Raw genomic sequence first — 19,172 nt, 5'->3', positions numbered from 1 at the left:
TCAATCCCCGGACGCCGCCTCGCCGCCATCGCGAGGCGCGCGACCGATACGTTTGAGCACGGCCTCACGCAAGTGCTCGATCACCGTGTAGAAGATCGGCACGAATCCGAGGCTGAGCAGGGTGGCGGCGAGCATGCCGCCTACCACCGTCGTCCCGATCGAGCGGCGGCTCGCGGCGCCCGCGCCGGAGGCGATCATCAATGGGACGGCGCCAAAGATGAACGCGAACGCGGTCATGAGGATCGGGCGCAGACGCAGGCGGGCCGCCTCGGTCACCGCCGCGACGATATCGAGGCCGGCTTCGCGGCGCCGCTTGGCAAATTCGACGATCAGGATCGCGTTCTTCGCCGCCAGCCCGATCAGCAGGACGAAACCGATCTGCGCATAGATGTCGACCTGCATGTGGCGCAGCCACAGCAGCCCCAGCGCGCCGAACAGGGCTAGCGGCACCGTGAGGATGATGGTGAACGGCAACGTCCAGCTCTCGTATTGCGCGGCGAGGAACAGGAACACGAAGGACAGCGCGAGCGCGAAGACCAGGCCCGCGACCGAGCCGGCCTGCAGCTCCTGATAGGTAATGCCCGTCCAGTCATAGCCGAAATCCGCCGGCAAAACGCGCGCCGCGCGCTCCATCGCCGCGATCGCCTGGCCCGAACTGTAGCCCGGCGCCGCACTGCCGGTGATCTCCGCGGCACCGTAGAGGTTGTAATGAGGCACCGTGTCCGGCCCCACCGTCGGTTCGAGCCGGCCGAGCGTGCCCAGCGGCACCATGCTTCCCGCGGCGTTGCGCACGTAGAGCCGCGACAGGTCGCTGCGGTTCCCGCGGGCGTTGTCGTCGGCCTCGAGCAACACCTCGAAGGTGCGGCCGAACAGCGTCACATTGTTCACGTACAGCGAGCCGAGATAGATCTGCATCGTATTGAACACATCGCTCAGGTTGAGCCCGAGCAGCTTCGCCTTCACGCGGTCGAGATTGAAATCGTATTGCGGCGTTGACGTGTTGTAGCTGGTGAGCAGGGTGCGCCGCTCGAGTTCAGGCTGTTGCTGCGCCTGGGCGAGAAAGGCCTGGGTCGCCTCGCCGAGTGCGGCACTGCCCCGGCCGCTCAGGTCCTCGATTTCGAAATCGAAGCCGCCGAAGGTGCCGAGGCCGGCAATAGTCGGTGGAATCAGTGCAAGCGCCACCGCCTCCGGAATCTGATTGAGCTTCGGCTGTACCGTGGCGATGAGGTTGGCGACGCTCTGCTTCGCACCTCGCTCGTCCCACGGCTTCAGGATCACAAACTGGGCCGCACTGTTCGACGTCGTGCTGCGAGTGATGAAATTCAGACCGCTGATGGACAGCACGTTCGCCACGCCGGGCGTCGCCCTCAGGATCGCGCGGGTCTTCTCCATTACGGCCTCGGTGCGTTGCAGCGAAGCGCCATACGGGAGTCGCGTAATCACATAGAAATAGCCGGGATCTTCAACCGGCAAAAAGGCGGAAGGGATCGTCGAATGGAGCAGCCAGGTCACACCCAGGCCACACGCGAAGACCGCCAGCGCGAGCCAGCGCAGCCGGATCAAGTCGCGCAGCGAATTCGCGTAGTGGCTGCGCGCCCAGTTAAAGCCTTGATTGAACTTGCGAAACAGGATGAACCGTGGCGGCCTGTCCCGTCGCAACAGCAACGCGCAGAGCGCCGGACTGAGCGTCAGGGAATTGAACGCCGAGAGCGCCACCGAAATGGCGATGGTCAACGCAAACTGATTGTAGAGGCGGCCCGTCACGCCCGGCAGGAAGGCGATCGGCACGAACACGGCGCCGAGCACTGCCGAGGTGGCAACGATCGGCCCCGTCACTTCCCGCATCGCCGCCTTGGCCGCAGCCATGGGCGTCAGCCCGCTCTCGAGTTGGCGTTCGACATTCTCGACCACGACGATCGCATCGTCGACGACGAGGCCGATAGCGAGGACCATGCCGAGCAGGCTGACCGTGTTCAGCGAAAAGCCGAGCACCAGCATGATCGCGAGGGTGCCGATGAGCGCCACTGGAATGGCGATCATCGGAATGAACGTGGTCCGCCAGCTCTGCAGGAACAGGAACACGACGCCCAGCACCAGCAGCAGCGCAAAGCTAAGCGTTTTCATCACCTCGACCATCGAGGCGGACACGAACATGGTGGTGTCGTAGGTGATGCCCCACGCCATCCCTTTCGGGAAGCGCTTTGCAAGCGTCTGCATCGTGGCCTTGACACGCTGGTCGAGGTCGAGCGCATTGGCGCTCGGCAACTGGAAGACGGCGAGCAGCGCCGCCGGGTGTTCGTTCACGGAGGCGCTAGAGGTGTACTGAAGTGCGCCCAGATCGATGCGCGCCACGTCGCGCAGATACACAGTTGCGTCGCTCGCCGTGCCGGCGCGCAGCACGATATTGCCGAATTGCTGCGCGTCCGCCAACTGGCCGTGGGTGTTGATCTGGTATTGAAACGTCGTGCCCGCCGGCGCCGGCGCCTCGCCGAACTTGCCTGCGGCGACCTGCACATTCTGCTCGGCGATCGCATGCTGGACATCGCTGGCTGTCATGCCGAGCGCGGCGAGCTTGTTGGGGTCGAGCCAGATGCGCATCGAGTAGCGGCGTTCGCCGAAGATCGTGACATCGCTCACGCCGGGCAGGCGCTTGAGCGAGTCGACGAGCTGGAGATAAGCGTAGTTGCTGAGGGTGACAGGGTCGATCGAGCCGTCTGGCGAATAGAGATTCACCGCCAGAACAAAGTTCGGGTTCTGCTTCTGGATGGTGATGCCGGCCTGATTGACGATGCTGGGAAGCTGCGCCGTCGCCTGCGAGATGCGGTTCTGCACGTCGACCGCGCCGATGTCGATGTTGTAGCCGACGTTGAACGTGACGGTGATCGTGGACGTGCCATCGTTGGCACTCACCGACGACAGGTAGCTCATACCCGGCACGCCGTTGATCTGCTCTTCGAGCGGCGCGGTGACGGTGTCCGCCACGACCTGCGCGCTCGCACCCGTATAGGTCGACTTGACCAGAACCTGTGGCGGCGTGATCTGCGGAAACCGCTCCACCGGCAGGTTGAACCAGGCAATGAGCCCCGCGAGCACCATGATGATGGCGATCGACGATGCGAAGATCGGACGCTCGATAAAGAAATCGACCATTGACCTCGCCCCGAGTCCCAGGTAGCTTGACGGAAACGCGCCGGTATAGTTTCCGCCGTCGGTAGACATTGTCAATAGGCCTGGATCGTGACGCGCGAAACACAGACTCAACCTATCCGATCAGGCGGGCGTCCTACGCTGCGAGAGTCCGAAATTCGTCTGCAGCGCCTGCTCGATGTTGCGCAGCGCCATTTTCTTGCCGCTGGATATCGCGAGACCAGCCTTGAAGGCATCGCGCGAGAGGCGGGTATTGCAAAAAAAACGCTGTACGATCGATTCGGCAGCAAGGCGGGCCTGTTCAGCGCAATCGTCGAGACGCTGCGTCGTTCATGGATCACGCAGCTCGGCGATATCGTGCTCGATGCGCGCCGTCCGGAAAATGTCCTCGAGAAGGTCGCGCTCCATCTGCTGGATGTGTGCACGCGGCCTGACATGATCGCATTGCATCGCCTGCTTCTGACCGAGGCCTATCGTTTTCCCGAACTCATCAGCGGGTATTACAACAAGGCGGGTGGACTACGCGGCATGGAGCCGCTTTCGGACTATCTTCGTTCGGCAGTCGCCGATGGCGCATTGCAACTCGATGACGTTGCGCTGGCTACCGAGCAGTTTCTACACCTGGTACTCGGCGGGGTCCGCGCGCGGCTGCTGCTTGGCGCCACCAGGAGGCGCCCCGGCGCATCGGAGCGCAACAGAATCGCGCGTGAGGCGGTCCGCATCTTCCTCGCTGGATGCAAGGTGCTCTGAGCGAGCACGTTCCGGTCTTCGTCCGATTCTGCCCGGCCGATATTCGCCTGGAGCGGCCGCGGCCGGCGGGATGCAGGCCCAATTCCCGTCTGCTTCCGGGGCCGCGCAACCGGCCACCCGCTGCTGCATTGCGACAATCGGGCGTTCGTATTCCTGGTTGCCGTGCCGCGTGTGGTTGAGGCGGCGAGGAATTGGCCCCCTGTATGTGTTTCCCTTGCCTAAACTCAAGTTGGTACGCGCCGAACTCTGATGGCACAAACGCGGTAGCGCTCGCGCGCGAACTCCGGCACGTATTTGAAATCTGAAAGAACATGGGGGGCGGACATGACGACGGCTGTCAGCTTTCATATCGGCTATACGCAATACCTTGGCCCCGATGGCGAGCCTGTCCAGTCATTGCCAGCCTTCGCACGTGACCCGGCGGCGCTGATTCCGCTCTATCGCGCGATGGTGCTGACACGGGCGTTCGACACGAAGGCGGTCGCGCTGCAGCGTACCGGCAAGCTCGGCACCTTTGCGTCGTCGGTCGGCCAGGAGGCGATCGGTGTCGGTGTCGCCAGCGCGATGCAGTCCGACGACGTGCTGTTCCCTTCGTATCGCGATCACGCTGCGCAATTGCTGCGCGGCGTCACGATGACGGAAAGTCTCCTGTATTGGGGCGGCGACGAGCGCGGCAGCGATTTCAGCGTGCCCCGTAACGATTTTCCGAACTGTGTGCCGATCGGCACACAGGTGTGCCATGCGGCCGGCGCAGCCTACGCGTTCCTGCTGCGTCACGAGCCGCGCGTTGCGGTGGCGATCTTCGGCGACGGCGGCACATCCAAGGGCGATTTCTACGAGGCGATGAACATGGCCGGTGTCTGGCAGGCGCCGCTTGTGCTCGTCGTCAATAACAACCAGTGGGCGATTTCTGTACCACGCAGCCGCCAGAGCGCTGCGCAAACGCTCGCGCAAAAAGCGATCGCTGCAGGAATAGAGGGGCTGCAGGTCGACGGCAACGACGTGATCGCCGTGCATCAGGTTGTCCGCGCGGCGCTCGCCAAGGCTCGCCGCGGCGATGGCCCGACGCTGATCGAGGCGCTCAGCTATCGCCTTGGTGATCACACGACGGCCGATGACGCGACGCGCTATCGCGACGCCGAGGTCATCGCCAAGCAATGGGAATACGAACCGCTGCTTCGTTTGCGCACCTACCTGATGCACGTGAACGTCTGGACCAAGGCGCAGGACGAGGGACTCGGTAAGGCGTGCCGTGCGCAGGTCGAGCAGGCCGTCGACGCGTACCTGGCGATACCGCCTGCGGGCCCATCCGCGATGTTCGATCACCTGTATGAGGCGTTGCCCGCAGCGATGCGTGAGGAACTGGCGATGGCGCAACGTTTCGCGCCGGCTAAGGGGCACGGCGATGGCTGACCTCAACATGGTCGAGGCCCTCAATCAGGCGCTCGCATATGAACTGGCGCACGACCCTGCCGTTGTGCTGCTCGGAGAGGACATTGGCGTGAACGGCGGCGTATTTCGCGCGACCGTCGGGTTGCAGACGCGCTTTGGCGCTCAGCGGGTGATCGACACGCCGCTGGCCGAAACCGCCCTCGCCGGCTGCGCGATCGGCATGGCGGCGATGGGCGTTAAGCCCGTTGTGGAGATCCAGTTCGCCGGGTTTGTCTACCCGACCATCGATCACATCCTGAATCATGCGTCGCGTCTGCGGCATCGAACGCGCGGACGACTGACGTGTCCGCTGGTGATCCGTGCGCCATGCGGCGCAGGCATTCACGCACCAGAGCACCATTCCGAAAGCCCTGAAGCGCTGTTCACCCACATACCCGGGCTGCGCGTCGTGACGCCGTCGTCGCCAGCACGCGCGTACGGCTTGCTGCTGGCGGCGATCCGGGATCCGGACCCGGTGATCTTCTTCGAGCCGACGCGGCTGTACCGGCTCTTCAGGCAGCCGGTGGAGGATGACGGCGAAGCGCTGCCGCTCGACAGTTGCTTTACGTTGCGCGATGGGGCAGACGTCACACTGGTGAGTTGGGGCGGGGCGTTGCAAGACGTGCAGGCCGCGGCCGATCTGCTCGCGCAGGAAGGCGTAATGGCCGAGGTGATCGACGTGGCGACGCTCAAGCCGCTCGACATGAACACCATTCTCGCGTCGGTGGCGAAAACCGGACGCTGCGTGATCGTGCACGAGGGCTCGCATGCCGGAGGGGTCGGCGCGGAGATCGCCGCCAACATCGCCGAGCGCGGACTGTACTCGCTGCTCGCACCGGTGCAGCGCGTCACCGGTTATGACGTGGTGGTGCCGCTGTACAGACTCGAGAATCAATACATGCCAGGCACTGAGCGCATCGTTGGCGCGGTCAGGCAGGCGCTGGAAGCGTAGGGATGCCATGAAAATTTTCAAACTGCCTGATCTCGGCGAAGGTTTGCAGGAAGCGGAGATCGTCGAGTGGCACGTCAGGAGCGGCGAAGACATTCGCGCGGATCAACGGCTGCTGTCGGTGGAAACGGCGAAGGCGATCGTCGATATTCCGTCGCCTCAATCCGGCCGAGTCGCGAAGCTGTTCGGCCAGCCCGGCGATATCGTGCATCTGGGGGCGCCGCTCGTCGCATTCGAAGGAGCGGCCGACGAAGCCGATGCCGGTACCGTGGTCGGTCATATGGAGGTCGGCCAGCATGTGGTGCACGAAGCACCGGCGGCGCTCGGCGGCAGCCCGGGCACGGGTGTCGGCACAATCAAGGCGATCCCGGCGGTGCGGGCGCTCGCGCGCAAGCTTGATGTCGATCTTGCGATGGTGACACCGTCGGGGGCGGAGGGTGTCATCACGGCGGCTGACGTGCAGCGCGTCGCGAAGATACTCGCTCAGCTCGGCCCGCCCGAAGTGCTGCGCGGCGTGCGGCGCGCGATGGCGCAGAACATGGCGCGCGCGCAGAGCGAAGTGGCGGCCGCGACCGTCATCGACGACGCCGACATTCATGAGTGGCCGCCACATACCGATGTGACGATCCGCCTGATCCGTGCGCTGGTAGCAGGATGCAGCGCCGAACCCGGGCTCAACGCATGGTTCGACGGACATGCGGGACGGCGCCACGTACTGGAAAAGATCGACCTCGGCATTGCCGTCGATCTACCGGATGGCCTCTTTGTACCGGTATTGCGCGACGTTGCGCACCGCAACGCAGCGGATCTGCGCGGCGGCCTCGACCGGATGCGTGTCGACATCCGGGCACGCAAGATTCCACCGGAGGAACTGCGCGGCAATACGATCACGTTGTCGAACTTCGGCATGATCGCCGGCAAATACGCAGCTCCCGTGGTCGTGCCGCCCACTGTCGCGATCCTCGGAGCGGGGCGCATTCACGAGCAGGTCGTGGCGGTAAGTGGCGTTCCGGCCGTGCATCGGATCTTGCCGCTTAGTCTGACGTTCGACCATCGGGTCGTCACGGGCGGCGAAGCAGCACGGTTTCTCGCCGCGGCGATCGTGGATCTGCAGATGGCGCAGTAGCTGTGACCGCGCGAATTCAAAAATTCAGAAGGTGTATGCGTTGTGTCCAGCTTGGGACGTTCGCAGATTTAGGCACAGCGAAATCGTATGCCAATCCGTAAATCGATCGAGGCGTGCCGGTTCGCAGCTTCGTGCAGCGCACCCGGTCTTTGGATCGCTTCGTCTGCAAAACGGCCCCGCCCCGTGGAACAGTTACAAGATAAGTATTGACGCTGGTACCACTTGGCGGTTAAGGTGCCGCATGAAGTTCAAGAAGTTCGATTGCTGTTCATCAATTGCTCGCTCCTCAGCGGTATTCGTTGTCCTCTCCCTCCTTGACGCTTCATACGCTCTTCAACGGAGCACATTTTCCCGTTTTTTCTCAAGGATTCTTCATGGATACCGGTACTGTTAAGTGGTTCAACGATAGCAAAGGTTTTGGCTTCATCACCCCGGACAAGGGCGGTGATGACCTTTTCGCTCACTTCTCCGAAATCAGCGGCGACGGTTTCAAGACGCTGGCTGAAAATCAGAAGGTGAGCTTCGAAACGAAGCAAGGCCCGAAGGGTCTGCAGGCAGCTAACATCAAGCCGCTGTAAAGTTTGAAGAGCCCGGCGTTCCGCGACGGACGCCGGGTTGCAGGGACTTCCTTACGGAGCGTTGTTTCCTGAAGTGGCGCGTTCGCTCCTGGCTGCATCGGTTTCGCCGGCAGCTTGCCAAGCGCCATACGTCTCATTGCGCTCATTTTCCCCTCTGGCATTAGCGCCACGTCTTCGCTTTCCGAGTGCTTCAGATTCGGCCTGAGATGCCTTTGAATCGGCGTACCTGTGCACATTTCGCAAGGCACGCGCGCACTCGACATTATTAAAACTAAAATGCAGAACAAACAAACTCAACAATACAACGGCTATGCCGTACAGCCCTCGGCGCATCGTTTGCCCGACGGCAGTTTTTCCTCCAACCTGCTGCTAGAACGCGCCGATAGCGAGCGCGCGGACGGCCGCTACCAGTTCTATTCGCTCGATTACTTCACGAGTGAGGAGCAGGCGTTGCAGCACTCGACACGCTGGGCACGCAACTGGGTCGACACGCGCGGTTAACGGCGACGCCCCAGATCTGCACGCTCAACGCATCTCAGGCATCAGGACGCATGCGATAAGGCGCGCGCAAACATCACGCGCGATCGATTGGTTACCTTTCGGTTTGAGCCGCGCTCAGTGCGAACTTCTGGATTTTCTCTATCGACGTCTTCGGCATTCTACGCACGGCATGGAAGTCGACGACGCTCTTGAGCTTTCAGAATGGGTCGAAGTGTGAACGCAGGCGCGGGCGGACGGCAATCACCCATCGGTCACTATGCGGCCGAGATGGAATGGACATGGCTTCCCTTCGGGCATGACGGTATCTACTTCGTGGTCGACGCCTGAGGAGGCGATGACCGGAACTGGCAGCAATGCGGTCGCACTGGCATAGCCTGCCGAGCATGTGGCGACTGACGATCAGAAGGTCAACTTCTTTATCACACACATTGTTGATGGCGTGCCGCTGGCGCGCGCGAACACGGGTACCTTCCGCATAGACTCGGGTTCCGGCTCTAGCGCTTAGGGGGATTCCAGGATGGCGCGATCAAAGCCGTCAGTATCAATCAGCATTTCGGCGTAGGCCACCGACGCGCGCCTTGCGTCGCCGGCATTCACGAAGGGCCTCTTGCCGGGCACACGGAATAAGCGGCTTCGCGGGTTGTCCGTCATGGAATCCGGGTCGCTGATGCGAATCGACGCATCGAATCCTTCCTCGTAATTGTGACCATATCCTGGTTGAGTCGTGCGATGCGGATACACGAGTAGGGAAATATCGAGGCCGCGATAATGGCGAATGGTTGTCATCAGGTCACTCCTTTTGGCCGCAGCAAGCAGCACGTTTTTGATCGTTGTGCAGGTTTGGCCGAAGGAGATACGCCCCCGAGCCACACCGACGAGGCGACCGGAACGAAGTTTCCTGGCTAGCTGTCCGGTACGCGGATGCCCGAGCTTCGTGCTTAACATCCGCAAGCGTTCCCTCACCCGGCATTCCGCTCACGTTTGTCCGATCGGGCACCACACTGTCCCGAACTCACGAAGTGGGTCGCTCCCGTATCCTTGGCCAGCCTCATCGCGCGTGGCAAGCAGACGCTGTTGATCGCGCGGTGTTCTTGAAGGGTTTGCAACGTAAGCGCAGAGGTGGAACCAGGCAGACAGCCGTCGCCGGCCATCCAAGCCAACGCTATGACAATCCGGGCAGTGCCCCGCTTTGCCGACCCCACGTTTCAAGGTACGCGCGACAGTACTATCGGTCAATACAATTCTGGTAACAGCCTCTGCGTCTGCGCCGCCCGATGTAACCCGTTCCAGCGTATAGTGAGCCATACCCTGTGGAGTGACCATCATGTCGACACACCCGATTCTTCTCTACAAGGGGTACGAACTTCATCCCCTTGTCTTTCCCCGCACATTCAGTCGCTTTGACGGACATTCCCGTTACGCGGAAGGTTACGAAATTGCAGTACGGATATGTCGTCCGGCGGCGACAGCAATTCCCTCCGCAAGCCGGGTCTTCAGGCTGAACCAAACGCATACATTCTCTGACTTCGGTACGGCAAGGCGAGCCGCCCGGCAGCAGGGAAAGGACATCGTCGACGGAAAGGTGAGCGGCGCTTCGGTCATCGACATATGAAAACGCCGCTGACGGACAGCATCCATCGATGTGCTCGATCGTGCGACGAATTGCTGTCTGCCTGATGGCCGATCTGATCGCCGCTCGCACATAAAAGGCGGCTGCCGCAATAGCGGGACAGGGCTGCGATCGACGTGCTGCTCGGGACGCTCGCCGGCGATCACCCTCCTGAACGATTCGCGATTTTGCCTTCCCCGAAGATTCGATGTGGCCGGCTGCAAAAACGTACCGCAGACCTGCAAGTCGAGCAGCAATTGGCGTCGCTGGCTCACGCCGTCTCGTCGCCCAATCGGGCCACGCGTTTCCAACTGTTCCGCGACGAACACGTACCCCCGAAATGAAGCCGGTCCGGATAGCCGTTGCGTGTCACGCTCGGCAATCGGGTGGTTGCGGGTGCGTCCGCGTCGAGCCAGAGGCGCAAACACCGCATCGGTCTCCTCGCAGGCGGTCGGGTAACGCTGGAACTCCTTATTACCTGACGAAAGGGTGAATCGATTTCCGCCAAAAAGGGTGGACGGGGCTGCAATGCAGTTTCGCGCGCTTCGTTTCGCCGTGGTTGAATTGTTGACGTCGAGACTGCTTGCCGCGCATGTCGGAGGCGCACTCTGCGTCGCCACATGATGAACCGGAGAAGAAAGGCAGTCCGATGTGGATCTTCGGATCGCCGCCGCCTACTGGCGCTGCGGTACGTAAGTGCCGGGTTGACTTGCATGTTCCCTGTGCTTCTCTGACGGCGCCTGGAGCACGGGTTTTTCTGTACAAATCCATCAATGGGCGTAGCATGAAATGGTCACTCGACCTGCGACCGGTCCTCGCGTCCTTAAGTTGCGTACCCGACGGAACCGGAGATACGCTTTCACCCAAAACCGAAACGTGGCCGACCTCCTGAACGGCAGCGGACGCAGTGGCCACGTCGCTACGCTTCGTCTTTTCCGCTACACAATGAGACGGCCTCAAAGGTACCGATCACAACCGGTTCCCCGTCTCTACCGCGGGCTCGAACTTCATCCGCTGGTGGTTGACTCAGAGCCGTTGCAATCATTGGAGTGTGGTATGGAAAGAAACGACCTGCTGAAATGGATTCGGTGCGATGGTGCTGACATCGTCGATCGGTTTCTGCCGCCCGGCGCGCAGGGCGAACTGGATAGTCTCATCCATGACCGCCGTCACGAGATCGATGCGGGCGCGTTTCTGATGTTCATGTCGATTCGTGCGCTTCTATGCGAACGCGGCATGGAAAGCTGCGATTCGGATCGCGAGGCCGGACAAATCATGGCCATGCTGAGCACCTAGGTCGCGCTTTTCGACGCCCCTCTGCGACAGTCGCAATCGAGCGATAACCCCAAAGGAATACCATGCGCTTCAATTCCACCCTGATCGTTATCGACCCGACCCCCCGGCGGGCCGACGGCGAGTACATGGCCCACGCACGGATCAGCGGCAGCCGTGCCGACGGTACCGGGTACGAGATTCATTCGAGTGGCGATCTGGCAGGCTTCGACGCACGCGAGGACGCGATAGCCTATGCGAAGAACTGGGCGCAAGACTGGCTGCACGCGCGCTTCGGGTGACAGACGTCTCACCTACGGAAGCAACGAGAGAGGGATTGGCGTGCAGGCCGGCCATTCGCCATCAGAGGAAGATGCAGCGGGATGTTGGTCACGCGTTTCGATCCAATCGCTTGCCCATCGGTTCTGGTAAACCGGTGCCTCCGCTTGACGGCCACAGTACCCGAGAGAGTAGAACTCGAAAAGCAGGGGGCCGTACGGACATCGGACCACCTAAGCGGTCTAAAGAGAAAGAGCCGTCGGATAGAGAGCGAGCACACAGCGTATCGGCGGGACTGCGTGGGGCCACATTGTCGGGCGAGCACCCTTTGCGCGACATCGACCGAATCAGTTTCGCCTCGTGCATACGTGAGAGCCACCCCGGCCAGCAACGTCTTCTCCCGGTTGGTCAGGAGTTGCAGGTTGACGCCCAGGTCTCTTTTAGCAATTGATTGGTCTTCTCCAGGATGTCGTGTTCAAGCTGCAATTGGCGGATATCGCGTCGAAGCGATTCGACCTGCCGCCCCAGTCCTCACCGCTCGGGGGCGTGCGGCGAATCGTTGTGGCGTTTCATGAAAGGCCGGACACGAACGCTCACCACTGTCCAGAAAATCCAGGCGGTTCATTACAAGTACATGGACTACCTCCAGGTAGTCCAAGACGGTGTAAACCCGATGGATCCCGCGACGAACTGACGCGTAATATCGGTTCGGCTAAAAATCTCCTCAATTTCTTCGCCGGAGTAGGCATGCGACTGTCCGATTTTATCGTGCAGGAAATGGAGCCCATTCTGGCGCAGTGGGAGGCGTTTGCCGCCACGCTGCTGCCAGCCGCTGGCAACATGGGCACCCTCGCGTTGCGCGACCACGCGCAGCAGATTCTGGAAGCAGTAGCCAGGGATTTGCAGACTTCGCAGAGCAGGGAAGCGCAGCACGAAAAATCCTTGGGGAGGGCACCCCGGCTGACGGATGCGCCGGAGACAGCTGCGCAATCCCATGCGGTCCTGCGCGCTCGAGGCGGTTTCAACATCAACCAGCTGGCCGCGGAATACCGCGCTTTGCGTGCAAGCGTGCTGCGTTTGTGGATGGATGAGTGTCAGCCCGATGCGCCTCATCTGGATGACATCATCCGCTTCAACGAGGCCATCGATCAGGCGCTGGCCGAATCACTCGGTTTTTTCAGCACACAAGTCGAGCAGGCTCGCAATCTGTTGCTCGGGATGCTCGGACACGACATGCGGAGCCCGCTGCAGACGATCCAGGTGACAGCTTCATATCTGTCCGCGCTCAATGCGGGGCAGCGCGTTTCAGAAGCTGCAGCCCGTCTGGTGCGCAGCGGCGCCCGGATGCAGGCACTTCTGGATGATCTGTGCGATTTCAACCGAACAAGGCTCGGGCTAGGTATTAACGTCATACCTGCTCCCGTTGATCTGACGAACGTGTTCACCGATGAGCTGGACCAGTTGCGCGCAGTCCATCCAGACCGGCAGATCGAGCTCGAGGTGCACGGTGACGTTCAGGGTGTCTGGGACGGTCCGCGTCTGCAGCAACTGCTCGGCAATCTCGTTCTGAATGCGCTCAGATATGGCGCGCGAGACGCGCCCGTTCGCGTCGTGGTGACTGGCGACGAGGCCGAGGTGCGCTTCGAAGTCTGCAATAGCGGACCAGCCATCGAGGGACTGTTGCTGGAGCGCATCTTTGATCCTCTTCAGCGAGGTCCAGAGCGAAAAATCAACGAGGACGCGCAAGGCAGCCTTGGGCTCGGGCTGTATATCGCGAGCGAAATCGCCAAGGCGCATCACGGCGCGATCGAGGCGCGGTCGGATAAAGAAGAGACCGCATTCGCCGTACGTCTGCCGCGCCGGGCGTAGCAGGCGAGCCAGGCTGGGTAACGGGCGTGCCACGAATTATGTGGGGATCTGCTGGTGGTTTTACACCTGCCGAGACGCGCCTTTTCCATCGCCGGTCCTCACAGACCGACCACGACTGCATGAAGCAAATCCGCAGCATCGTGGCAATAGGAAGGGCAGGATGGAGTTGCGCGGCCGAACTCGGGCTCACGGCGTTCGGCCCGGAAGTGCCCGACCGCGCAGCAAGGATCGCAACGGCTGAAGCGGGAAGAACCAAGGTGACAGTCGCCGCCATGGGGTCTCGCGTCGCCATTATTGTTTCATCGCGCCAGTTGCGTTCGAGTTTGACGCGCCTTGAGGCGACATCGCCTGCTCACGCTTCTGCATCAATGTGCCACTGGCGGGCTTGCTGTTGCCGGCGTCCGCAGCACGTCCCATGCTCTGGCCAGCGGCACCCGGCTGCGCGTTTTGAGTATCGCGGTGCGCTGGCGCAGCGTTGCCGGTGTTGGTCTGCGCAAATGCGCAAGTGCTAGCGATGATGGAAATTGCGCTGATTCCTGCCATTATCAACTTCATGATCGTCTCCGGTTCGGGAACTGCTTTCGCATCTCTGACCCGCGTGCAGCATGAGGCATGCCCGGAGGAAGTGGCGAACAATAAGCGAGCGCTGTTGCCGCCCGCGCATAGGTCAGGCGCGCTGCAATGAACCTGTCGACGGCGTCAAGCAACGCCGCTATCGAGGCCGGCTTTCGCAGGAACGCTGTCCAGCAGCGAATCTCTTCCGTAGGTTCCGGCATAGCCGACTGCAGCACCACCGGTAAGCCGGAAAACACCGCCTGACACTTCAGACGCCGACAAAGCTCCTTGCGGTCCATTTCCGGCATCTCCAAATCGGTGATAACGAGTTCCGGAAAATCCGTGTGGGCCTTCTGCGGTGCGTCCCATCCGTTCTCCGCGAGCACAACACGGTGTCTGCGACTCTCCAACGCCAGCTGCAGCGCGCATCGGTTTGGTGGAAGGGATGGATATTCACGTCTGCCGGTGAAAAGTAAGCACCTCGCGACGGCCGTCCGCAACGCGGCGCCCGCGTGAGGCATGATCGGGAATCGGGTTACGTGTCAGCAGACGCCGATGGGCCAGACTGCCGAGGCAGCTTCGTGGCCACGTTCCAGGGCAACAGTTCGTCGATGCGGTTAATGGGGTGGTCAGCGATATGGGTCAGGACGTATTCGAGGTAGGCGCGCGGGTTGATCCCGTTGAGCTTGCATGTGCCGATCAGACCGTACATCGCGGCTGCCCGCTCGCCTCCGCTGTCGGAGCCGGCGAACAGGAAGTTCTTGCGGCCCAGACTCACACAGCGCAGCGCGTTTTCGGCCAGGGCGTTGCTGATCTCAGCACGACCCTCTTCGCAGTACAGCGCGAGCGCGTCCCACTGGTTGAGCGAGTAACGGATCGCTTTGGCCAGTTCGGATTTCTTCGACAGCGTGGCGAGCTTGTCCGTCATCCACGTCTTGATGGTCGCGAGCAGCGGCACGCTTTTCTCCTGCCGCACTCGCAGCCGTTCGGCGGTTGGTTTGCCACGGATGTCCGCCTCGATGCCGTAAAGTCCACCGATCAGTTCGAGCACCTCTCGGGTCGCCTCGGTAGGCGTTCGGGCATGCACGTCGTAGAGGTACCGTCTCGCGTGGTCCCAGCATGCAGCCTCGCGAATCTTGCCGCTCTCGTACAGTTCGTTGAAGCCGCTGTAGGCGTCGGCCTGAAGGATGCCCTCGAATCCGGCCAGATGGGTCTGGGGATGGATGCCTTTGCGGTCCGGCGAGTAAGCAAACCACACTGCGGCCGGTTCGGTCGAGCCCGAACGGGTGTCATCGCGCACATACACCCACAGGCGCCCAGTCTTCGTCTTCTTCTTGCCCGGCTCGAGCACCGGGATAGGCGTGTCATCCGCGTGCAGCTTCGACGGTGCCACCGTGTAGCGGCGCAGTGCCTCGGTCAGTGCATCGCAAAGGGCCTCGCACTGGCCGACCCAGCGGCCCATGCTGGCCGGGTCGAGCTTCACGCCGTCGCGCGCGGCAATCTGCGACTGCCGGTACAACGGGGCGTGGTCAGCGTACTTCGAGACGAGGATGTCGGCCAGCAGGCTCGGATGGGCGATGCTGCGCGTAATCGGCAGGCCGGGCATCGGCGGCTGCGAGAAGTGGTGGCCGCACGGACAGACCGTCTTGCGCCGGATCGTGCGGATCACCTTGAACATTGCCGCGACGCGGGCGAGCTGCTCGGACACGTCTTCTCCGAGCGGCTGCATCGCGCTGCCGCACTTCGGGCAGGTCGCGTCAGCCTCCAGTACGCGTTCTTCGCGTGGCAGATGCGGCGGCAGCGCTTCTTTCGGCGATGCGTTGCCCACAGGCGTGCTCGCGCTTGATTGGCGGGCGCGCCGCACATCAGAGACGCCGCGCTCGCCCGTCAAGTCCTCGAGCGCGGTTTCGAGCCGTGCAACCTCCCGGTCCAACTGCTCGGACTTGCGCCCGAATTGCATACGCCTAAGCTTGTCGAGCTGCGCCTTGAGCTGCTCGATCTCCAGATCGCGCTCGGCAAGCTGGGCACGAGCCTCGACCAGCAAGGCCCGCAGGGTTGCAACATCGTCAGGAAGTTCGGCGCCGTTCGACATGCGGCGCAGTTTACGAGTCTTCTGCTCGGTTTACAACATCGACAGTGCAGCGGTGCGACGCGGCTGCCGCCAATCGATGCCTTCGAGCAACATCGACAGTTGCGCCGCCGTCAGATGGACCTTGCCGCCATCGGCCTGTGGCCAGACGAAGCGACCACGCTCAAGCCGCTTCGCAAGAAGCCAGAGCCCGTCCTCGCTCGCCCACAGAACCTTCACGAGATCGCCGCGCCGTCCCCGGAAGATGAACACGTTGCCACCCAGCGGATTGTCCTCGAGCGCCGTCTGCACCTTTGCCGCCAGCCCCTGGAACCCGCAGCGCATGTCGGTGACGCCTGCCACCAGCCAGACGCGTGTACCCGTGGGTAGAGAGATCACGATCGCACGCTCCCCAGTATGACCCGTAGGGTATCGGCGTCGACGATGCCGTCCACCTTGACTACCAGGTCACCGAACCGGATCTCGATTGTCCCGGCTCGTGTAGTCCGGTTGCCGACGGCCCCTGCATCCGAGGGCATCGTCACGCGCTGCGGCGGCGTTTCATGGACCACCGCCACGGGAATCAGCGACGTCGTTTCCGCCTGCAATTGCTCGCGATAGCGACGCCGCCAGGTGAACAGCATATTTGCATTGATGCCATTGTCCCGCGCCAGCTTCGCGACCGATGCACCGGGCTCGCATGCAGCGGCCGCAAGACGGCGTCGAAATTCGCGATCATAATTCGGGCGCCCCTTGCGGCTACCCGACTTGGCTTCCGACTCTGTCACAGTGATGTCCATCAAATCGAAAATGATGGGCACCACTTTGATGTCGCTTCTCGCCGTCGTCTACGACGGTCGTCGTGAGGTGCTTACGGTACGGGGTACGATGCTTGTTAAGGCTTGTTCGACGCCTGCCCTTGTGTGCCGACGCGTGAGCGCACGACGACGCATGCGGGCAGGCGTTGGACAAGCCTCGAGGGAGGAAACCGCGGAGTGGACCGATGCGGCGTGAGCTTGAGCGGCTATGGGGATTGAACAGATTCCATCATCGACTGGGCCACAGGATGCTGAGGCCGATCCGCCTCACGTTCGGTACAGACGTGCTGTCGACGCTGCCGTACGCCGCGCGTGTAGCCGTGCCGCGACCGCGGCACCGTCTGTCCGGGGCAGGCGTCGCAAGTGTCTCCTGTTGGCGCTCGTTGACGAAGAGCCGACAGTCTGGACATCCCGGGTTATCTGTCTTCATGGATCACCCCGGGACGTTGGCGGTGCGCGAATCGGATGGCTGCGCAGCAGAATATCGATGATGACCATCGGCGCGCCGCAGTGCCGGCACACGAAGGTCGGTGCCGTAGTGTGCGGCGACCCGTCATCGCTGGCGTCAATGATTGCCGGAGCGTGCAGCAGCGCGCGTATCGTTGCCAGACTCNAGGTCAGGTGTGCACGTACAGTAATGTACTGAGCTAACTGATACTAATTGCCCGTAAGGCTTGATCCTATAACAGGTGTGTCTCGACCCGCGGTAGTGCTTCAGCACTTACGCGGGTCCGATCCCCGAAGGGGATTTGTGTGACCTCCCGCGGGAGCTCACAGAAACGCACGGTTGGGATTCAGTGTTGTGCCAGAAACAACACAACCCCCACACACCCGAATCCTTTACGCTTCTTCCCGATTGGCTGTGGCGCAACCGGTTGACTCCAACCCTGCGACGCAGCAACCCGTCATGCCTGATGACCATAGCGAGTCGGCCCCACCCCTTCCCATCCCGAACAGGACCGTGAAACGACTCCACGCCGATGATAGTGCGGATTGCCCGTGTGAAAGTAGGTAATCGTCAGGCTCCTCCCCAGTCAGAAACCCCACCCGCCGCGGTGGGGTTTTTGCGTTTACGCGGCCAAAATTAACAAACAGCATTGAAGCAAGCGACGCCTCCGCCGTAAGCACCTCGCGACGGCCGTCCGCAACGCGGCGCCCGCGTGAGGCATGATCGGGAATCGGGTTACGTGTCAGCAGACGCCGATGGGCCAGACTGCCGAGGCAGCTTCGTGGCCACGTTCCAGGGCAACAGTTCGTCGATGCGGTTAATGGGGTGGTCAGCGATATGGGTCAGGACGTATTCGAGGTAGGCGCGCGGGTTGATCCCGTTGAGCTTGCATGTGCCGATCAGACCGTACATCGCGGCTGCCCGCTCGCCTCCGCTGTCGGAGCCGGCGAACAGGAAGTTCTTGCGGCCCAGACTCACACAGCGCAGCGCGTTTTCGGCCAGGGCGTTGCTGATCTCAGCACGACCCTCTTCGCAGTACAGCGCGAGCGCGTCCCACTGGTTGAGCGAGTAACGGATCGCTTTGGCCAGTTCGGATTTCTTCGACAGCGTTGCGAGCTTGTCCGTCATCCACGTCTTGATGGTCGCGAGCAGCGGCACGCTTTTCTCCTGCCGCACGCACAGCCGTTCGGCGGTTGGTTTGCCACGGATGTCGGCCTCGATGCCGTAAAGTGCACCGATCAGTTCGAGCACCTCTCGGGTCGCCTCGGTAGGCGTTCGGGCATGCACGTCGTAGAGGTACCGTCTCGCGTGGTCCCAGCATGCAGCTTCACGGATCTTGCCGCTCTCGTACAGTTCGTTGAAGCCACTGTAGGCGTCGGCCTGCAGGATGCCCTCGAATCCAGCAAGATGGGTCTGGGGGTGGATGCCTTTGCGGTCCGGCGAGTAAGCAAACCACACTGCGGCCGGTTCGGTCGAGCCCGAACGGGTGTCATCGCGCACATACACCCACAGGCGCCCAGTCTTCGTCTTCTTCTTGCCCGGCTCGAGCACCGGGATAGGCGTGTCATCCGCGTGCAGCTTCGACGGTGCCACCGTGTAGCGGCGCAGTGCCTCGGTCAGTGCATCGCAAAGGGCCTCGCACTGGCCGACCCAGCGGCCCATGCTGGCCGGGTCGAGCTTAGAAGTGGCGCCGAGAATTCGGACAGGTCGGTAAGTGGAAAAGCTGGGACGTGAGTCGGTCATAATGGCCGGCAACAAGGAACCAGAAGATG

Annotated in this window: 18 protein-coding genes, 1 rRNA gene and 1 pseudogene; 11 read left to right on the top strand and 9 right to left on the bottom strand. The window is 61.9% G+C overall.

Features of this window, described 5'->3' with window-relative positions:
* Positions 1 to 3,150: an efflux RND transporter permease subunit gene (locus HWY30_RS08685; RefSeq protein WP_090808895.1), complete on the bottom strand. Its 3,150-nt coding sequence runs from the start codon at positions 3,148 to 3,150 to the stop codon at positions 1 to 3.
* Positions 3,151 to 3,237: 87 nt separating this feature from the next.
* Here HWY30_RS08685 and HWY30_RS08680 point away from each other — a divergent pair, with 87 nt between their 5' ends.
* From HWY30_RS08680 to HWY30_RS08655, 6 genes are all read left to right on the top strand, one after another.
* Complete coding sequence (locus HWY30_RS08680) at positions 3,238 to 3,897, top strand: TetR/AcrR family transcriptional regulator (RefSeq protein ID WP_244144834.1); 660 nt, start codon at positions 3,238 to 3,240, stop codon at positions 3,895 to 3,897.
* A gap of 324 nt (positions 3,898 to 4,221) precedes the next feature.
* Positions 4,222 to 5,310, top strand: coding sequence for a pyruvate dehydrogenase (acetyl-transferring) E1 component subunit alpha (pdhA, locus tag HWY30_RS08675; RefSeq protein ID WP_090808899.1), 1,089 nt, complete (start codon positions 4,222 to 4,224; stop codon positions 5,308 to 5,310).
* Positions 5,303 to 6,280 (top strand): alpha-ketoacid dehydrogenase subunit beta, encoded by a 978-nt coding sequence (locus HWY30_RS08670; protein WP_090808901.1) that lies wholly within the window; start codon positions 5,303 to 5,305, stop codon positions 6,278 to 6,280. Before pdhA ends, HWY30_RS08670 begins: the two co-directional genes overlap by 8 nt.
* A gap of 7 nt (positions 6,281 to 6,287) precedes the next feature.
* Entirely contained in the window at positions 6,288 to 7,403 is a 1,116-nt protein-coding gene (locus tag HWY30_RS08665) for a dihydrolipoamide acetyltransferase family protein (RefSeq protein WP_090808903.1), read from the top strand.
* A gap of 374 nt (positions 7,404 to 7,777) precedes the next feature.
* Positions 7,778 to 7,981: a cold-shock protein gene (locus tag HWY30_RS08660; protein ID WP_012428559.1), complete on the top strand. Its 204-nt coding sequence runs from the start codon at positions 7,778 to 7,780 to the stop codon at positions 7,979 to 7,981.
* Between the two features lie 276 nt (positions 7,982 to 8,257).
* Entirely contained in the window at positions 8,258 to 8,482 is a 225-nt protein-coding gene (locus HWY30_RS08655; protein WP_090808905.1) for a hypothetical protein, read from the top strand.
* 501 nt (positions 8,483 to 8,983) lie between these two features.
* Here HWY30_RS08655 and HWY30_RS08650 read toward each other — a convergent pair.
* A complete protein-coding gene (locus HWY30_RS08650; RefSeq protein ID WP_090810391.1) occupies positions 8,984 to 9,268 on the bottom strand; it encodes a hypothetical protein in 285 nt (94 codons plus the stop codon).
* A gap of 538 nt (positions 9,269 to 9,806) precedes the next feature.
* Here HWY30_RS08650 and HWY30_RS41510 point away from each other — a divergent pair.
* From HWY30_RS41510 to HWY30_RS08635, 3 genes are all read left to right on the top strand, one after another.
* Positions 9,807 to 10,094 carry a hypothetical protein gene (locus HWY30_RS41510; protein ID WP_090810393.1) on the top strand — a complete coding sequence of 96 codons (288 nt, stop codon included), beginning with the start codon at positions 9,807 to 9,809 and terminating at the stop codon, positions 10,092 to 10,094.
* Between the two features lie 1,053 nt (positions 10,095 to 11,147).
* On the top strand, positions 11,148 to 11,387 hold the full coding sequence (locus tag HWY30_RS08640; protein ID WP_090808907.1) for a hypothetical protein: 240 nt from the start codon (positions 11,148 to 11,150) through the stop codon (positions 11,385 to 11,387).
* Positions 11,388 to 11,449: 62 nt separating this feature from the next.
* A complete protein-coding gene (locus HWY30_RS08635; RefSeq protein ID WP_018424494.1) occupies positions 11,450 to 11,665 on the top strand; it encodes a hypothetical protein in 216 nt (71 codons plus the stop codon).
* A 362-nt stretch (positions 11,666 to 12,027) separates the two neighbouring features.
* Here HWY30_RS08635 and HWY30_RS41505 read toward each other — a convergent pair.
* Positions 12,028 to 12,215 (bottom strand): annotated as a pseudogene (locus HWY30_RS41505) (IS3 family transposase); the annotation flags it as partial.
* Between the two features lie 174 nt (positions 12,216 to 12,389).
* Here HWY30_RS41505 and HWY30_RS08630 point away from each other — a divergent pair.
* Positions 12,390 to 13,511: a sensor histidine kinase gene (locus HWY30_RS08630; protein WP_090808909.1), complete on the top strand. Its 1,122-nt coding sequence runs from the start codon at positions 12,390 to 12,392 to the stop codon at positions 13,509 to 13,511.
* A 291-nt stretch (positions 13,512 to 13,802) separates the two neighbouring features.
* On the opposite strand, the gene HWY30_RS08625 is transcribed toward HWY30_RS08630, so the two are convergent.
* Genes HWY30_RS08625 through tnpA form a run of 5 tightly spaced genes read right to left on the bottom strand, consistent with a single transcriptional unit; the run spans position 13,803 to position 16,958 of the window.
* Positions 13,803 to 14,066: a hypothetical protein gene (locus HWY30_RS08625; protein WP_090808911.1), complete on the bottom strand. Its 264-nt coding sequence runs from the start codon at positions 14,064 to 14,066 to the stop codon at positions 13,803 to 13,805.
* Positions 14,063 to 14,587 carry a response regulator gene (locus HWY30_RS08620; RefSeq protein ID WP_090808913.1) on the bottom strand — a complete coding sequence of 175 codons (525 nt, stop codon included), beginning with the start codon at positions 14,585 to 14,587 and terminating at the stop codon, positions 14,063 to 14,065. Before HWY30_RS08620 ends, HWY30_RS08625 begins: the two co-directional genes overlap by 4 nt.
* Before the next feature lie 14 nt (positions 14,588 to 14,601).
* Positions 14,602 to 16,158 (bottom strand): IS66 family transposase, encoded by a 1,557-nt coding sequence (gene tnpC / locus HWY30_RS08615; RefSeq protein ID WP_090801434.1) that lies wholly within the window; start codon positions 16,156 to 16,158, stop codon positions 14,602 to 14,604.
* Between the two features lie 30 nt (positions 16,159 to 16,188).
* Positions 16,189 to 16,497, bottom strand: coding sequence for an IS66 family insertion sequence element accessory protein TnpB (gene tnpB / locus HWY30_RS08610; RefSeq protein WP_425199363.1), 309 nt, complete (start codon positions 16,495 to 16,497; stop codon positions 16,189 to 16,191).
* 32 nt (positions 16,498 to 16,529) lie between these two features.
* A complete protein-coding gene (tnpA, locus tag HWY30_RS08605; RefSeq protein WP_244144833.1) occupies positions 16,530 to 16,958 on the bottom strand; it encodes an IS66-like element accessory protein TnpA in 429 nt (142 codons plus the stop codon).
* Between the two features lie 904 nt (positions 16,959 to 17,862).
* Here tnpA and rrf point away from each other — a divergent pair.
* Positions 17,863 to 17,976, top strand: a 5S ribosomal RNA gene (rrf, locus tag HWY30_RS08600).
* 159 nt (positions 17,977 to 18,135) lie between these two features.
* On the opposite strand, the gene tnpC (HWY30_RS08595) is transcribed toward rrf, so the two are convergent.
* A partial coding sequence (gene tnpC / locus HWY30_RS08595; RefSeq protein ID WP_244144832.1) for an IS66 family transposase occupies positions 18,136 to 19,172 on the bottom strand: 1,037 nt, incomplete at its 5' end.

Origin of the sequence: Paraburkholderia tuberum STM678 (assembly GCF_902833905.1) — a bacterium.
Taxonomy (GTDB): Bacteria; Pseudomonadota; Gammaproteobacteria; order Burkholderiales; family Burkholderiaceae; genus Paraburkholderia; species Paraburkholderia tuberum.
This window is presented reverse-complemented; position numbering and strand designations above follow the sequence as displayed.

Bases quoted from the DNA above. Each gene is read 5' to 3' on its own strand.
- HWY30_RS08665 (WP_090808903.1), top strand. From the start codon at position 6,288: ATGAAAATTTTCAAACTGCCTGATCTCGGCGAAGGTTTGCAGGAAGCG.
- HWY30_RS08620 (WP_090808913.1), bottom strand. From the start codon at position 14,587: ATGCCTCACGCGGGCGCCGCGTTGCGGACGGCCGTCGCGAGGTGCTTA.
- HWY30_RS08670 (WP_090808901.1), top strand. From the start codon at position 5,303: ATGGCTGACCTCAACATGGTCGAGGCCCTCAATCAGGCGCTCGCATAT.
- HWY30_RS08655 (WP_090808905.1), top strand. From the start codon at position 8,258: ATGCAGAACAAACAAACTCAACAATACAACGGCTATGCCGTACAGCCC.
- HWY30_RS41510 (WP_090810393.1), top strand. From the start codon at position 9,807: ATGTCGACACACCCGATTCTTCTCTACAAGGGGTACGAACTTCATCCC.
- HWY30_RS08625 (WP_090808911.1), bottom strand. From the start codon at position 14,066: ATGAAGTTGATAATGGCAGGAATCAGCGCAATTTCCATCATCGCTAGC.
- HWY30_RS08660 (WP_012428559.1), top strand. From the start codon at position 7,778: ATGGATACCGGTACTGTTAAGTGGTTCAACGATAGCAAAGGTTTTGGC.
- HWY30_RS08630 (WP_090808909.1), top strand. From the start codon at position 12,390: ATGCGACTGTCCGATTTTATCGTGCAGGAAATGGAGCCCATTCTGGCG.
- HWY30_RS08650 (WP_090810391.1), bottom strand. From the start codon at position 9,268: ATGACAACCATTCGCCATTATCGCGGCCTCGATATTTCCCTACTCGTG.
- HWY30_RS08640 (WP_090808907.1), top strand. From the start codon at position 11,148: ATGGAAAGAAACGACCTGCTGAAATGGATTCGGTGCGATGGTGCTGAC.
- HWY30_RS08635 (WP_018424494.1), top strand. From the start codon at position 11,450: ATGCGCTTCAATTCCACCCTGATCGTTATCGACCCGACCCCCCGGCGG.
- HWY30_RS08685 (WP_090808895.1), bottom strand. From the start codon at position 3,150: ATGGTCGATTTCTTTATCGAGCGTCCGATCTTCGCATCGTCGATCGCC.
- tnpC (WP_090801434.1), bottom strand. From the start codon at position 16,158: ATGTCGAACGGCGCCGAACTTCCTGACGATGTTGCAACCCTGCGGGCC.
- pdhA (WP_090808899.1), top strand. From the start codon at position 4,222: ATGACGACGGCTGTCAGCTTTCATATCGGCTATACGCAATACCTTGGC.